Consider the following 14,650-nt stretch of genomic DNA (forward strand, 5'->3'; position numbering starts at 1 on the left):
CTAACGGTCAGCCCCCGGCAGGCGTGTTCGCCGCCATAAGGTGTTCCGAGAACCGGAACCGGTCCATACTAACGCTGTTTTAGGCTTCGAGAGGATGCCCACGATGGCCAGCGCCGTGCTCAGACAAGAGGTCGACGAGCTGCGTGAGTACATGAAGGAGCTCAGTTATCAGGCGATGCGCACCGAGATGTCGGTGAATCGGCTGTCCGACGAGATGCGTGCGTTCAAGGACGAGATGCGTCAGTTCAAGAATGAGATGGGTGAATTCAAGGATGAGATGCGCGCGTTCAAGGGCGAGATGGGCGATTTCAAGGATGAGATGCGCGCGTTCAAGGACGAGATGGGCGATTTCAAGGATGAGATGCGCGCGTTCAAGGACGAGACTATCCGCGATCGCCAGCGCATGAACAAGCAATGGGGCGATCTGGCCAACCGGCTGGGTACGCTGGTCGAGGATATCGTCGCGCCGAGCCTGCCGAGGGTCGCGGCCGAGCTGCTCGGTTGCGAGCGACCCGAGCTGTTCGCGCTGCGCGTGGTGAGGCGCCGCAACGGCGAGGCCCGGGAATACGATGCGCTGGTCGTCTGCCCAGAGGCCGTGCTCATCAACGAGACCAAATCCCGTCTCCAAAGCAGCCATATCGACCCCTTTCTCGAAAAACTGGCCGAGCTGCCCCGCTTCTTCCCCGAGTACGAGCACAAGCGATTGGTTGGCGTGCTCGCCAACCTCTATCCCGATCCGAGCGTGGTGCGCCGGGCCAGTGCCGCAGGCATCTTGGTGATGGGCATGGGTGACGACGCCATGCAGGTGCTGAATCCGGAGGCGCTGGAGGCGCGCGATTAGGCTGACACGATTAGGCTGACTGGAGCGGGGCGCTTGGCGTTGGAGGCTTCCGCTCGGGCGCTGCATCGATCAGATTGAACGACGATCAAGCCTGGCGGCCGGCATCCACTGGTGAGTGTTAAGGGGTCACAAACTCCCAATGAACCGAAGCTGCTCTCCGAGCTGCTTCGCGGTCGATTGCTGCGTGTAGTCGGTTATCGCGAAGTCACCGGAGCCCAAGCGATACGGGGCACCTTCATGTCGTGGCCGGCAAGGACAATACGCGTCGGCGTAACCGTTGAGACCGGAAGTCCAAGCGCGCGGTATGGCGCCCCCCTGTCTGCTCACCTGGCGACATGGATCTGAGCCAACTGCTGTCTGAGCTCTGGGTCGTGACCGTCGTTGGGCTGCAGGCGGCCGCGATCGTCCTGACCTCGGCGCATCTGGTGCTGAGCAATCGCGATGTGCCGTCCACCGTGGGCTGGATGGGCCTGGTCCTGCTCGCGCCCGTGGTGGGCGTCGCGTTGTACTGGGTCTTCGGGATCAATCGGATCGAGCGCAAGGCCCATCGGCTGCGCCCCGAGACCTCATTGCAGAGCGACGCGGCGAGCCTGGATGCGGAACAGCGCGCGCATCGGCTGCTCGAGGCGCGCTTTCCGGGGCTGGTCGCGCTCGGTCATCTCGGTGATGAGCTGACCCAGTCGGCGCTCGAGTTCGGTAATCGGATCAGGCCGCTGGTCAATGGCGATGCGGCCTACCCCGAGATGCTCGCCGCGATCGATACCGCCGAGCGCAGCATCGCGTTGTCGACCTACATCTTCGACAACGATGCCGCCGGGCAGCAGTTCATCGCTGCGCTGCAGGGGGCGCAGGCGCGCGGCGTTGCCGTGCGCGTGCTGATCGACGGGGTCGGCCAGCACTACAGCCGCCCGCATACGCCCAAGGTGCTGCGCGGGCTCGGCATCCCGACCGGGGTCTTCCTCGAGTCCGCCCTGCCGGTGCGCAACCCGTATGTCAATCTGCGCAACCATCGCAAGATCCTGGTCGTCGATGGTGCGCTCGGCTTCACCGGCGGGCTCAATATCCGTGAAGGCTGCGTGCTCGCGCGCGGGTCGCGGAACCCGGTCCAGGACCTGCATTTCCGGATCGAAGGCCCCGTGGTGCGCGGCCTGATGGAGGCATTCGGCCTCGACTGGGGCTTCACGACCGGGGAGCGGCTCGGCGGCGAGGCCTGGTATCCGGTGCTGGAACCGGTCGGCGAGATACTCGCGCGCTGCGTCCCGGATGGGCCGGACGAAGACTTCGACGTCTTGCGGCGGTTGATGCTCGGGGCGCTCGCCCAGGCGCAGCAGCGAGTGCGGATCATTACCCCCTATTTCCTGCCCGATCAAACCCTGATCACGGCGCTCAATGTCACCGCGATGAGCGGGGTCGAGGTCCAGATCCTGGTCCCGCAGCGGAACAATCTGCGCTTCGTGCAATGGGCTGCGGACGCGCAGGCCACGCAGATCCTCGAAGGCCGAAGCCGGATCTTCCTGACGCCGCCGCCCTTCGAGCACACCAAGCTGATGCTGATCGACGACGCCTGGTGCTTCGTCGGTTCGGCGAACTGGGACCCGCGCAGTCTGCGCCTGAACTTCGAGCTGAACGTCGAATGCTACGACTGTGCGCTTGCGCGCCGGCTCAATGGCCTGATCGATGAGAAGCTCGCCAGCGCGAGCGAGCTGACGACGGCCGAGATGCAAGCGCGCTGGCTGCCGGTGCGGTTGCGCGACGGGTTTGCGCGCTTGCTGATGCCCTATCTATAGCGATCGTGTGGAGAGGGCGCTTTCAGGAACAGGCACTAAGGCGATTTCTGTCAAAGCTCATACCGCCTTGCTGGTCTTTTCGCTCGCCTTCTTCGTCGCGCCGCCGGTCACATAGCCCGGCTATGCTCCCGGCGACGCTCCTCGAAGGCGAACGAACATCCTGCGCAATTCGGTACGAGCTTTTCCGGCAATCGCCTAAGGTCTCGGACTGTTGGTCGGGCCAGTGTTCTCGTATGCTTTCGGGTCGACTGCCAGAGAATCCCGAGCAAGCAATCATGTTGACACGCCTGGACACGATCACCCTGGAGACGACGGCACCGATCCAGCTCGTCGACCTGACCGAACAGTTGCGCCAACGCTGTGCACTGAGCGGTGTGCGCGATGGTCTCGTAACCCTGTTGTCGCGCCATACGACGGCATCGATCTGTCTGAACGAGCGCGAGACCCAGCTGCAGCGCGACATGGTCACCTTCCTGAAGCGCTTGGTCCCGCGCGATGGCGACTATCTGCACAATCTCGCACCGGTCGATGATCGCGACAATGCGCATGCGCACCTGCTGGCGCTGTTCACCAATGCATCGGAGACCATTCCGATCGCCGACGGCGAGCTGTTGCTCGGCGGCTGGCAATCGGTCTTCTTCGTCGAGCTGGACGGTCCGCGTCCGGAGCGCAGTGTGACGCTGCAATTCCTTGGCCAAGCGCAGGAGGGCTGATCGCTCATGAAGACCAGCGAGATCGATGGTTTCTTCGCCGATGCCGGTCGTCTTGATCCCGAGGCGCATCTGATCCTTGACTATCGGGTCGAATGCTCGGGTGATCCGCGCATCGCAGCGGCGCACCTATGCAGCGAGCAGTCGACGGCGCAATGGCGTCGGGTCGGGGTCGACGAGGACTATCGGCCCAGGTTTGCCGCGAAGGTGCTGGACCTGGAGGTCGAGACCGAGCTCTCGGGGACCAGCTATCTGCTCGACCCGCCGGTGAGCGGCCCGGTCAGCGTCTGCCGGGTGCGCATTGCCCATCCGTACACGAACTTTGGCCCACGGCTACCGAATCTCTTGAGCGCCGTGCTCGGCGAAGGGCCCTTCTTCGCACCCGATGTGCCGATCATCAAGCTGCTCGATATCCAGTTCCCGGACACCTTCCTGGGGCAATTCGATGGGCCGCAGTTCGGTCTGCACGGCTTGCGGGAGCGCTGGCAGATTCGCGAACGGCCGTTCTTCTTCGGTGTCATCAAGCCGAACATCGGGCTCGATCCAGAGTCCTTCGCTGAGCTCGGCAAGCAGGGTTGGCTCGGCGGCCTGGACATCGCCAAGGACGACGAGATGCTGGCCGACCCTGACTGGTCGCCGATCGCGCGCCGCTCGGCGTTGCTCGGCGCTGCTCGGAAGGAGGCCGAGCAGGCGACCGGCGAGCACAAGGTCTATCTCGCCAACATCACCGATGAGGTCGACCGACTGCTGCCATTGCACGACCTCGTGGTTGCGAACGGCGCCAACGCGGTGATGGTCAACGCCCTGCCGGTGGGCCTGAGCGCGGTGCGCATGCTGCGCAAGCAGGCACAGGTGCCGCTGGTGGCCCATTTCCCGTTGATCGCGGCCACGAGCCGGCTGCCGCATTTCGGCGTGCATACCCGGGTCTGGACCAAATTGCAGCGCCTGGCCGGCTTCGATGTCGTGATCATGCCGGGCTTCGGGGGGCGCATGATGACGCCTGAGGATGAGGTGCTCGAGTGCATCGCCGCCTGCGTCGAGCCGATGGGTCCGATCAAACCGGCGCTGCCTGTGCCCGGCGGCAGCGACTCGGCGGTGACCCTGCCGGGCGTGCATGAGCGGGTCGGGGGCGCGGATTTCGGCTTCGTTCCGGGACGCGGCGTGTTCGGACATCCGATGGGGCCCGCCGGCGGCGCGGCGAGCCTGCGCCAGGCTTGGGAGGCGATCGCGGCAGGGGTGCCGCTGGCGACGCATGCGGCGACGCATCCGGAACTGGAAGCCGCGCTCAAGGCGTTCGGGCCGGTAGGCTGAGGTCGGGATACTGATCGCCCTCGGGCGGATCTTCCCGTTCCTCCAGCCTTTCGCCAACATTTGGCACCCGCGGATGCAATCCTGTTCGTGAACCGGCTCCCGGTTGTTTCGGGACGTTGTTCGTGATGGATTGTGTTCCGCAGGAGGGCCCAGGCTCCTCAGGGAACGGCAGACGACGACGCGAGCGGGCTTAGCGTAGCGAACCGCGCACAACGTCCCTGCGGGCATGGCGACTCGCGACACTCCAACCTGAGGGCGCAGCAAAATGACTCCTCCAGAGCAGCACGACCGTCCACTGTCGGGATCGAATGGATCGCAGGGGGTCTGGCACGACGACTCGACCGACAAGGTGAGTACCGAGTCGAGCCGCGCCGTCGCGGCCGTTCGAGCCGTGGACGCCGAGGATGCAACCCTGGACTTCGCTGAGCCTCTCGCCGCCTGGCTGGCTGGTGACGACTGGGTCACGCGCATCCGTCACGTCAAGGAGATGACCGATCAGTATGGTAAGGGTCTCATCAGCGACGTCACCGCGCGGTGCATCGCGATCGATCAGGCCGTACTGGATGCCTGTCGGGCAGGTTCCGGCATCACACAGGTCGTGCTCCTTGGTGCCGGCATGGATACGCGCCCCTACCGTCTTCACCTCCCCGGCGTCGCCTGGTTCGAGGTGGACGTGCCGGCCATCTCCTATCTCAAGCGGCAGCGGATCGCGCAGGCCCCGGCCCACCTTCGCCCGTACACCGTCGCGCGCACTCGATGCCTCGAGCAGGTGCCTCTGGACCTGGCGAGATCATTGGATCAACTGCGACCGATGTTGATTGCGCGCGGCTTCGATGCGCAGGCCCCGGTGCTCTATGTCCTCGAGGGGCTCGTGTACTACCTTTCCAAGCCGCAGAACCACGACCTGTTCGATCAGCTTCCAGCGGCGCCTGGCTCACAGGCACTGGTGAGCTGCATCCCGGCGGCACTGAGGGCATACGTGAACGACCCCGCGGTGCAGGAGCGGGTGCCGCGCTTCCGCGTCATCGCCCCGTCATGGCAAACGGATCTGGAGACGTTTCGGGAAACGCTGGGCAACCGGTGGAGGATCACTGAGGAGGTCAATCTCTTTGACCACGCCGAGCGCAACGGCAGGCGCCTGGCGCGGGACCCGGAAATCGATCGCGAGCCGCGCACGGTGGCCGAATCCTATCTGGTGTTGAAGGCCTGCTGAGCGGTTCAAGTCCCGTTTGCAGTGCGACTGCTTCGGCTGGAGATCGAGAACGGGGCACCAAGCGCGGGCGGCGGGTGCCGCGCGGCCGCAGTGGGTTGAGCGCCGCCGGGCTTAGAAGGTCTAACAGAATGCCCTTTGCGGCCTAGCCAATCAGCAGCTTGTGCAGGCTAGCCTGGCATTTTGATAGGGCCTCTTCAAGTCCGATTAGCTCGGACCCGATGCCGCATTGGCGCAGACGGTGACCGCCGGGATTCCAGCCATCCGCGGCGATTGCTCTGCGCTCACCCTGGTCAGGGCCGACTGGCTGCTCTGCGCTCCCGGCTGGGGGCGACGGCAGTCCAACGGTTAGCGGGCACATGATCGGGGATCACGCGCGTGAAATGGCTACTCGCTTGGTGAGCTTTTCACGCGCTTGAGGTCTCGGGCGATGTCGGTCAGGTCACGACCTGCGGCTGGCGCCGGCGCAGCAGGCGGCGATTGAGCCGAAGCAGCGTCTCCAGGCTCTTCCACTGCACGATTACCAGCGGCAGCATCAGCACGAAGAAGACCGGCGTCAGCGGGGTGACCAGGCCGTTGCCGACGAGCCCGAACATGATCCAGAACCAGCCGAAGACGAAGAAGGCGACGCCGGGACAGATCAGGCTGTAGGCGCCGGGGCTGTACTGATCACCGTGCAGGTAGTCGCGGAAGTAGCCGAGCCGGCGCATCACGAAGTAGCCGAGCAGCCCGAACAGGATCTCGAGTGAGAGGATGACCGAGGTCAGCACGAACAGGGCCGGCTCGGAGACGGCGAGATCAAAGCCGTGCTTCAGCCCCATGATCATGCGCACCAAGGTGATCCCCGATAGCGTCAGGATCGGGATCAGGATCCAGAGGCTCGGCGAGGCGCTCGCGGTGAGGCCGTGGCGGAACATCGCGTTGACGCCGACCACCAGCTTGATCAGGCCGAGCAGCGCCGACAGGCTCAAGAAGAAGATTGCGAAGAACAGCCCGATCGCATTGATGATCTGGTTCTCGCTCATCGCGCCCGGCGCGGCGAAGGCGACCGCGATCATCGCAAAGGCGAAGATCGGCATCATCTGGCCGAGATTGGCGTTGCCGATGAAGTCGAAGGAGCCGGTCACCATCACACGCGCGAGGTAGCGCCCGTACATGTTGAGCGCCATCGCCCCAAGGGCGATCAGCACCACCAGCACGCCGGGGAACAGGTACTCGGCGATCCCCCAGAGGCCGGGGATCGTTGCGGCGCCGACCGCGAACAGCACGTTGATGGTCATGGTCAGGGTCAGCGGGATCGCCATGAAGGCGACATCCTTGTTGCGGGCCTCGATCTGGGCGAGATCGGTGCTACGGCGCCAACGTCGATAGCGAATCAGATTCCAGATCAGCAGCCGGATATGCATCACGGCCATCGTCAGCATGCCGCCGACGCCAAGCAGGATCAGCGGACGGACCCAGTCCGGTCCGCTCGCCCAGAGCGAGAGCAGGTGATCTGCGGTGACGACCGGGGTCTCCGGATGCGGCACCAGGAACATGAAGTAGAGGAAGAAGGTGACGGTCAGTCCACCGGCGCCGAGGGCTGCGAGGAAGTAGAGCGGGTGATAGGGAGGTTGTCGTGTCTCAGTCATGATACTGCTCCGAGTGAGAGTGAATTGGGAGCAGTATATTAGAGTTTTATAATATACTCATTGATGGTTATCAACCTGTCTGGGTCTGGGTCTGGGTCTGGGTCTGGGTCTGGGTCTGGGTCTGGGTCGCTGGGAATGTGTCCAGGGGCCTCCAAGCCCCGGGCATGGATGGGCTGCGTTAGGTTGTCACGGGCACCGATGGTATCGGCTGGCCGCCTACATCAAGGCGGATGCTCACGGCTTCTCGCCGCACCGGCTTGGCCTCCTTCGCGCTGTCCCCGAGAAGGTAAGGCTCGAGCATCGCACGCAGGTCCACCTGGGCGCGCAGTCGGCGGCACAGCATGAAGATGCCGGCGAACTTGCGCTGCAGGAACATCGTCGCCGGGTCCGGCATGTGATTGAACATCTTGTCGTTGAACATGTCGCGGCCCTGGGCGAAGACCTGCTCGAACAGGCGCGAGGCACCGAAATCATAGGGGCCGTCGGTGGTGATGACCTCGCCCGAGCGCATGACCAGGTCGAGCAGGCGGTCGACGTGCTCAGCGGGGTCGTCGGGACCGATGTAACCCAAGGCCGTGGCGCCCTGTTGCAACGCAGCGCGATCCTCAGCTAACGCTGCCCGCCCCAGTTGCTTGTAGCCCTCGAGTAGGCTGTCGGGCACGGCGCGGGTCGCGCCGAAGTCCAGCAGTACGATGCGGCCGCTCGCGGCATCGTAGAGGAAGTTGCCGAAGTTGGGGTCGGTCTGCACCAGTGCGAACTCGAACAGCTCGCGCAGCATGAGCCGAGACATGAGCTCGGCGACGCGGTTGCGCTCGGCATGGCTGAAGTCAGAGGCCGTGAGCTGGTCGATCGAGACGCCCTCGGCGAAGTCCATCGCCAGGATGCGCGGCGTCGAGAGATCGGGATGGACCGCCGGCACGACGAAATCCGGATCATCGCCGAGGTGCTCCCGGTAGGCGGTCAGCGAGGCGGCTTCGGCCTCGTAGTCGGCCTCCTCGTGCAACTGCTTGCGGGCCTCCTCGAGCATCGGGGTCGGATCGAAGCCCGCAGGCAGCATGCCCATGTTGCGGCTCAGAAAGCCCAGATTGGCGATGTCGCTGTCGATGCTTTCGCGCACGCCCGGGAACTGCACCTTGAGCGCGAGGCGGCGGCCATCGCGGGTCTCGGCGCGGTGCACCTGACCGATTGAGGCCGCCGCGATCGGCTCGAACTCGAAGCGCTTGAACTGCTTGTTCCAGTCCTTGCCCCATTCGGCGGTGAGGACGCGGTTGAGCTGGCTCAGCGGCATCGGCTCGGCGCGGTCGCGCAGGGTCGCCATGATCTCGGCGGCCTCGGGTGTGAAGACATCGGAGCCGTCCATCGACATCAATTGGCCCATCTTCATCACCGCGCCGCGCATCCGCGCGAGCCGGTTGGTCAGGCGCTCGGTGGCTTGCGGGCTGAGCCGGATGCGCTGGTCGTCGCCCTCACGGGCGCGCGCCATCTCGAGCATGCCGCGCACGCCGATGCCGGCGGCGAAATCGGTGGTTGCGCGGCCCAGGTGCCAGAGCCGGTTCAGCCGCCGGCTCGGGACGGCCAAGCCGCGTGTTGATGGTTTGCTCGCCATGGTTTCGGCCTTTCCTCGTGAATTGAACGGATTTTGTCGTATGTGGTCATCGACAATTAACGCACAAGGCTAACAGTGCCCATCCTGGGCTGTAGATGATGGAACGCATTCGCTTTTGCATGTTGATCGGTTGCCGCATGCGGGCGACAACAGCCACCGAGAGCGGTAGCGTTCCTGCTTGGCCCCATTTGATGGAAGGAGGAAGCGACCGATGAGCACCACGATGGCCGTGCTGTTGAACGGGATTGCACAAGTCGAATACGACCGCAGCAAACCATTGCCGGACTACCAGGGTGCCTATCTCGACAAGATGGACCGGAAGATGGAGACGGAAGGGATCGATCTCGATGGCAATTGCGTGACCGCGCCCGATCTGGGTCAGAAGGCCCAGTTCATTGCCGGCAACCTTGCCCACGCGATCGTGACCGATAACGAGGCCCAGGTGGCGGCGATGACCACCTGGCTGGCAGTGCGGATGCCGGATCTGCAGCAGGTGAAATTGCAGGAGGAGGAGGGGGGCTTTGCGATCGAGCTCGACTTCGAGCAGCCCTACGTCAAACAACATCCGGTGCAGATCACCCCGCGGAGCCGCTGACGGCGGCGACCGACGGGCGGCATTGACAACAACCCAACGACCGAGGTGGCCACCATGAGGCAGATCCTTGCACCGACGCCGTTTCGTCTGGTCTTGACGGCGTCGATCATGGCGCTGAGTCTGACGGCCTATGGCGCTGGCGACGAGGCGGTCCTGAGCGACCTGAGCAATCCGGGCTATCACGCCCAGCCAAGCTGGTTTAAGCACTCGTTCCTCGATATCGCTGAGGACGTCGCCGAGGCGGCCGAGGCCGATAAACGCTTGATCCTCTACTTCTACCAGGATGGCTGTCCCTACTGCGAGAAGCTGCTGCGCGAGAACTTTGGTGATCGCGAGATCGCGAAGACGGCGCGCGACGGCTTCGATGTGGTCGCGCTCAACATCTGGGGGGATCGCGAGGTCACCGATCTCGAGGGCGAATCGACGACCGAGAAGCGATTTGCCGCTGCGCTCGGCGTGCAGTACACCCCGACCATGCTGCTACTCGATGAGCAAGGCCACACGGTGCTGCGCATCGATGGCTACTTTCCACCGCATCAGTTCCACCAGGGGCTGCGCTACGTCGCGCTCGAGCGAGAGCAATCGGGCGAGACCTTCCCCGAGTTCTATCGCCGCCAGCAGCCCAAGGAAGCGACGGGAAGATTGCATCAGGAGCCCGGCTTCCTGGTCTCGCCCCTGCGGCTTGCGGACAATCGAGCGGGCTCGGAGCGGCCCTTGGTGGTGATGTTCGAGCAGCCCGTCTGCGCGGCCTGCGATGAACTGCACCTGGACATCTTGGAGCGGGACTCGGTGTCCGACTCCTTGGCCGCCTTTGACGGGGCCGTCGTCGACGCCTTCTCGAGCGAGCCGATCCAGACGCCCGATGGCCGCGAGCTCCCGCTGCGCGACTGGTCATCGGAGCTCGGGATCATCTATACGCCGAGCCTGGTGTTCTTCGATGCCGACGGCAGCGAGGTGTTTCGGACCGAGGCCTACCTCAAGGCGTTTCATATCCAGGGTGCGCTGGATTATGTCGCCAGCGGTGCCTATCGAGAGCAGCCGAGCTTTCAGCGGTTCCTCCAAGCGCGCACCGATGCGCTGCATGAGCGCGGTGTCGAGATCGATATGATGGAGTGAGGCCGGGAGACGGCTATCGCAGGGTTGGGTAGGCAGCGCCGCTCAGACGCCACGGATGGCGCGGTCGATTCGCGCCTTGGCCTCGTTCCAGGCATCGTCTCCAATGCCGATGACGACCGAGCGCTCCATCAGGCCGTAGGCGATCGGGCGCTGCTCCGCCGGGATATCCCTGAGCTTGGCGAGCTTGAACAGCCGCCCCGCGCGCTCGTACTCGAGCGTGTTGACCAGCGCGTAGAGGGTCAGGGCGGCAGCGGACTCCGGCGCCGCCTCGATCGCGGCGACGGTCTGGTCGAGGGCTGTGGTGGGATCGATCATGACAGGCTCAAGGTTGCAGCGCGGTTGTTAGCGGCTGTCCGCAAATGACCTGGATCGGTCTTGCTGACTGGCAGCCAAAACGTCGGAGTCGGCTTTGCCACCTGACCCTCCGCTCTGCCGTGCCGAGCATTGACGTGCTTTGGGTATAGGTGCGGTCCAGCGATTAGCGACTGTCCAGAACTGACCTCCCGATTTAGGGGCGACAGGCTGAGGAGGCTTTGGGAAGCAAATGGCGGACATTTCCTTAGAAGCCGTAACAGAATGGCTGCTTGCCTTTCGAAATCAGGGGCTATCGCGATTCAAACGGGCGTTTTGATGGGGCCGCTTAGGATGAGAACGACCCCGAAGGACCGGAGTTACTCACCGGCGATGGTCATCTTGTCGATCAGCCAAGAGCCGGTGGTCGTGCTGCCGCAGAAATCGTGATCGTTACCGATCTCGACGAGGCCCTTGAACATGTCCTTGAGGTTGCCGGCGATCGTGATCTCTTCGACCGGATATTGGATGACGCCGTTCTCGACCCAGAATCCGGAGGCCCCGCGCGAGTAGTCGCCGGTGACGTTGTTCACGCCCTGGCCCATCAGTTCGGTCACGAACAGGCCGGTATCCAGTGCTTGCAGCATCTCGGCCCGATCCTTGTCCCCCATGCGCAGGCTTAGGTTGCGCACGCCGCCGGCATTGCCGGTCGTGGTCATACCGAGCCGACAGCCGGCGTAGTGGTCGAGCAGATAGGTCTGCAGCACCCCGTCACGGACGATCGTCTTGGGCGCAGTGGCGACGCCATCGCCGTCGAACGGTGCGCTGGCCAGGCCGCGCGGGCGTAGCGGGTCTTCCTGGACTTGGACGAACACCGGGAACAACGGCTCACCGAGCTGGTCGAGCAGGAAGCTCATCTTCCGATACAGGGCCGATCCGCTGATCGCGCCGCAGAGGTGACGGAGCAGCCCGGCGGCCTGCTCGGCACGAAACAGGACCGGGGCGCGGCGGGTGCCGAGGCGCCGGCCGCCGAGGCGCGCAACGGTGCGCTCGGCGGCGCGGCGCCCGACGCTCTCGGCCGCCTCGAGGTCCTCGGGGGCGCGCGCCGAGGTCCACCAGTAGTCGCGCTGCATCTCATCGCCCGATTTGCCGACGACGGCGACGCTCAGGCCGTGACGGGTGCTTGGATAGCCGCCGACGAAGCCATGACTGTTGCCGTAGACCTTGAGTCCAGCATGGGTGCTGAGGCTGGCGCCTTCGGAGTTGATGATCCGGTTGTCCTGGGCGCGGGCCGCGTCTTCGCAGTCGGTGGCCAGGCGCACGGCGCCGTCGACGCTGATGCCCCAGGGGTGGTCGAGGTCGAGTGATGGCAGCTCGCGCGCCATCAGCTCGGCCGGTGCCAGTCCCGCGCAGGGGTCCTCCTGGGTATGGCGCGCGATCGTGCAGGCTTGGGCGACCGCGTCCTCGAGCGCCTGCGGGGTTAGGTCCGAGGTGCTGGCCGAGCCCTTGCGCTTGCCGAAGTAGACCGTGACCCCGAGGCCGTGGTCGCGGGTGTGCTCGACGGTCTCGATCTCACCCATCCGCACTGCGACCTCAAGGCCGGTGCTGGCGCTCACGACCGCCTCGGCGGCGGTGGCGCCGCAACGCTTGGCCTCGGAGAGCAGCCGGTCGATGGATTGCTCCAGGCGTTGGAGTTGTTCAGTGGTGTCGGCTGTGGCCAGGTTCGCCATGGCAATGTCCTTGTAGTGAAGAGTGTCGGCGGGAGCGACCGGTCAATGCCCCAAGCCTGGTCGAGGCGGCTCGCGTCTCCAAGGGCTGGGGATGATCGAAGACGGCGCTTCCGCGGCCGTTCGAGAGGCAGGGTTGCGATAATCCAGTGTCGAATCCGGTGTCAAACCCGGGTCCGAACGGGTCGGCCCGGCGTCAACTGGAACCGCTCCGAACCGGAACCCGTTCGACCGACTCAATCGGCCCCGGTGCCGCCGACGGTGAGCCCGTCGACGCGCAGTGTCGGCTGGCCGACGCCGACGGGCACGCTCTGCCCGTCCTTGCCGCAGGTGCCGACACCGGCGTCGAGCTTGAGGTCGTTACCGACCATGCTGACCCGCGTGAGCACGTCCGGGCCGTTGCCGATCAGCGTGGCCCCTTTGACTGGCTGGCTGATCTTGCCGTTCTCGATCAGGTAGGCCTCGCTGGCCGAGAAGGTGAACTTGCCCGAGGTGATGTCGACCTGGCCGCCGCCGAAATTGGCGGCATAGAGTCCATGTTCGACCGAGGCGATGATCTCGCCCGGGTCATGGTTGCCTGCCCGCATGTAGGTGTTGGTCATCCGCGGCATCGGCAGGTGCGCATAGGACTCACGACGGCCGTTGCCGGTCGGCTGCATCCCCATCAATCGCGCGTTGAGCCGATCCTGCATATAGCCGACCAGCACGCCGTCCTCGATCAGCGTGGTGCAATGGCTCTCCGTGCCTTCGTCGTCGATGTTCAGCGAGCCGCGCCGGCCCGGCAGGGTGCCGTCGTCGACCACGGTGACGCCTTTGGCCGCGACCCGCTCGTTCAGCCGGCCACTGAAGGCCGAGGTGCCTTTCCGGTTGAAGTCGCCCTCGAGCCCGTGCCCGATCGCCTCGTGCAGCAGCACCCCGGGCCAGCCGGCGCCGAGCACCACGGTCATCGTCCCGGCCGGCGCCGGGCCGGCCTCGAGGTTGACCAAGGCCTGCCGCACGGCCTCGCGCGCGAAGCCAAGGGCGCGGTCCTCGGCCAGCATCCAGCCGAGATCCAGCCGCGCGCCGCCGCCGCTGTGCGCCTGCTCGCGGCGACCGTTCTCCTCGGCGACGACGACGACGCTCAAGCGGATCAGGGGGCGTACGTCAGCGTTCAAGCGGCCGTCGTCGGAGACGACCAGAATCGTATCCTGGACTGCGACCAGGCTGACCATGACCTCCTTGACACGGGTGTCCATCCCGCGCGCTTCGGCATCAACGCGATGCAGCAGATCGATCTTGGCCGCATCGTCGAGGCTCTCAATCGGATTCATCGGGTCGTACAGGCGCCGTCGTGCGGGCGCGCCGCCAATATTGACGGGGGCGGCCCCGCCGCCGCGTGCAATGGCGCGTGCGGCATCGGCTGCCTTGGTCAGGGCCCCGAGCTCGAGCTCATCGGAGTAGGCGAAGCCGGTCTTCTCGCCGCTGATCGCGCGCAGACCAGCGCCCTGCTCGATATTGAAGCTGCCGTCCTTGATGATGCCGTCCTCGAGCATCCAGGACTGGAGACGGCTGCTTTGGAAGTAGACATCCGCGGCATCGATGGCCGGACTGCTGAGCGCGCTGATCAGACGGTCGAGGTCGCTATCGCCAAGGCCGACCGGGGCCAGGATGCTTTGGCGTGCGAGCGCGATGGAATCGGTCATAGGTGTGTTGATTTCGGCTTGTGCAAGACGGTGGAGGCCGAGGCCTGATGTCTTCGAGGTGGTATGCCCGCAGGCGTTTTTCCAGCCTTGGTCGGCATCGGGGATAGCGGGGACTCGGGGAAGGCGCTTTGTACGCCAGGCTT

General features: G+C 64.9%; 12 protein-coding genes. 7 read left to right on the plus strand and 5 right to left on the minus strand.

What is annotated here, in order from left to right:
• Nucleotides 1–103: 103 nt before the first annotated feature.
• The 5 genes from CKO40_RS02430 (at nt 104) to CKO40_RS02450 (ending at nt 5,862) form a co-directional block, all read left to right on the plus strand.
• Entirely contained in the window at nt 104–841 is a 738-nt protein-coding gene (locus CKO40_RS02430) for a hypothetical protein (RefSeq protein ID WP_200344412.1), read from the plus strand.
• Nucleotides 842–1,191: 350 nt separating this feature from the next.
• Complete coding sequence (locus CKO40_RS02435; RefSeq protein ID WP_420827352.1) at nt 1,192–2,628, plus strand: phospholipase D-like domain-containing protein; 1,437 nt, start codon at nt 1,192–1,194, stop codon at nt 2,626–2,628.
• Between the two features lie 275 nt (nt 2,629–2,903).
• Nucleotides 2,904–3,341: a secondary thiamine-phosphate synthase enzyme YjbQ gene (locus CKO40_RS02440; protein WP_200344416.1), complete on the plus strand. Its 438-nt coding sequence runs from the start codon at nt 2,904–2,906 to the stop codon at nt 3,339–3,341.
• A gap of 6 nt (nt 3,342–3,347) precedes the next feature.
• The gene (locus CKO40_RS02445; protein WP_200344418.1) at nt 3,348–4,649 is read left to right on the plus strand and encodes a RuBisCO large subunit C-terminal-like domain-containing protein; all 1,302 of its coding nucleotides are present in this window, start codon (nt 3,348–3,350) and stop codon (nt 4,647–4,649) included.
• Nucleotides 4,650–4,914: 265 nt separating this feature from the next.
• On the plus strand, nt 4,915–5,862 hold the full coding sequence (locus CKO40_RS02450; RefSeq protein WP_200344420.1) for a class I SAM-dependent methyltransferase: 948 nt from the start codon (nt 4,915–4,917) through the stop codon (nt 5,860–5,862).
• 434 nt (nt 5,863–6,296) lie between these two features.
• Here the strand turns inward: CKO40_RS02450 and CKO40_RS02455 are convergent, their stop codons facing one another.
• On the minus strand, nt 6,297–7,490 hold the full coding sequence (locus CKO40_RS02455) for a TsoY family (seleno)protein (protein WP_200344421.1): 1,194 nt from the start codon (nt 7,488–7,490) through the stop codon (nt 6,297–6,299).
• A 178-nt stretch (nt 7,491–7,668) separates the two neighbouring features.
• Nucleotides 7,669–9,096: an ABC1 kinase family protein gene (locus tag CKO40_RS02460; RefSeq protein WP_200344422.1), complete on the minus strand. Its 1,428-nt coding sequence runs from the start codon at nt 9,094–9,096 to the stop codon at nt 7,669–7,671.
• A gap of 211 nt (nt 9,097–9,307) precedes the next feature.
• On the opposite strand from CKO40_RS02460, the gene CKO40_RS02465 reads away from it, so the two are divergent.
• Together CKO40_RS02465 and CKO40_RS02470 are read left to right on the plus strand one after the other, a co-directional pair.
• Entirely contained in the window at nt 9,308–9,691 is a 384-nt protein-coding gene (locus CKO40_RS02465) for a hypothetical protein (RefSeq protein WP_200344423.1), read from the plus strand.
• 54 nt (nt 9,692–9,745) lie between these two features.
• Nucleotides 9,746–10,807 (plus strand): thioredoxin family protein, encoded by a 1,062-nt coding sequence (locus CKO40_RS02470; protein WP_242476743.1) that lies wholly within the window; start codon nt 9,746–9,748, stop codon nt 10,805–10,807.
• A 42-nt stretch (nt 10,808–10,849) separates the two neighbouring features.
• Here the strand turns inward: CKO40_RS02470 and CKO40_RS02475 are convergent, their stop codons facing one another.
• The 3 genes from CKO40_RS02475 to tldD all read right to left on the minus strand — a co-directional run bounded on the left by CKO40_RS02475 (nt 10,850) and on the right by tldD (nt 14,507).
• A complete protein-coding gene (locus tag CKO40_RS02475; RefSeq protein ID WP_200344424.1) occupies nt 10,850–11,122 on the minus strand; it encodes a hypothetical protein in 273 nt (90 codons plus the stop codon).
• A gap of 356 nt (nt 11,123–11,478) precedes the next feature.
• Complete coding sequence (pmbA, locus tag CKO40_RS02480) at nt 11,479–12,828, minus strand: metalloprotease PmbA (RefSeq protein ID WP_200344425.1); 1,350 nt, start codon at nt 12,826–12,828, stop codon at nt 11,479–11,481.
• A gap of 233 nt (nt 12,829–13,061) precedes the next feature.
• Nucleotides 13,062–14,507: a metalloprotease TldD gene (tldD, locus tag CKO40_RS02485; protein WP_200344426.1), complete on the minus strand. Its 1,446-nt coding sequence runs from the start codon at nt 14,505–14,507 to the stop codon at nt 13,062–13,064.
• Nucleotides 14,508–14,650 lie beyond the last annotated feature (143 nt).

Source organism: Halochromatium glycolicum (genome assembly GCF_016584085.1).
In the GTDB taxonomy this organism is placed as follows: Bacteria; Pseudomonadota; Gammaproteobacteria; order Chromatiales; family Chromatiaceae; genus Lamprobacter; species Lamprobacter glycolicus.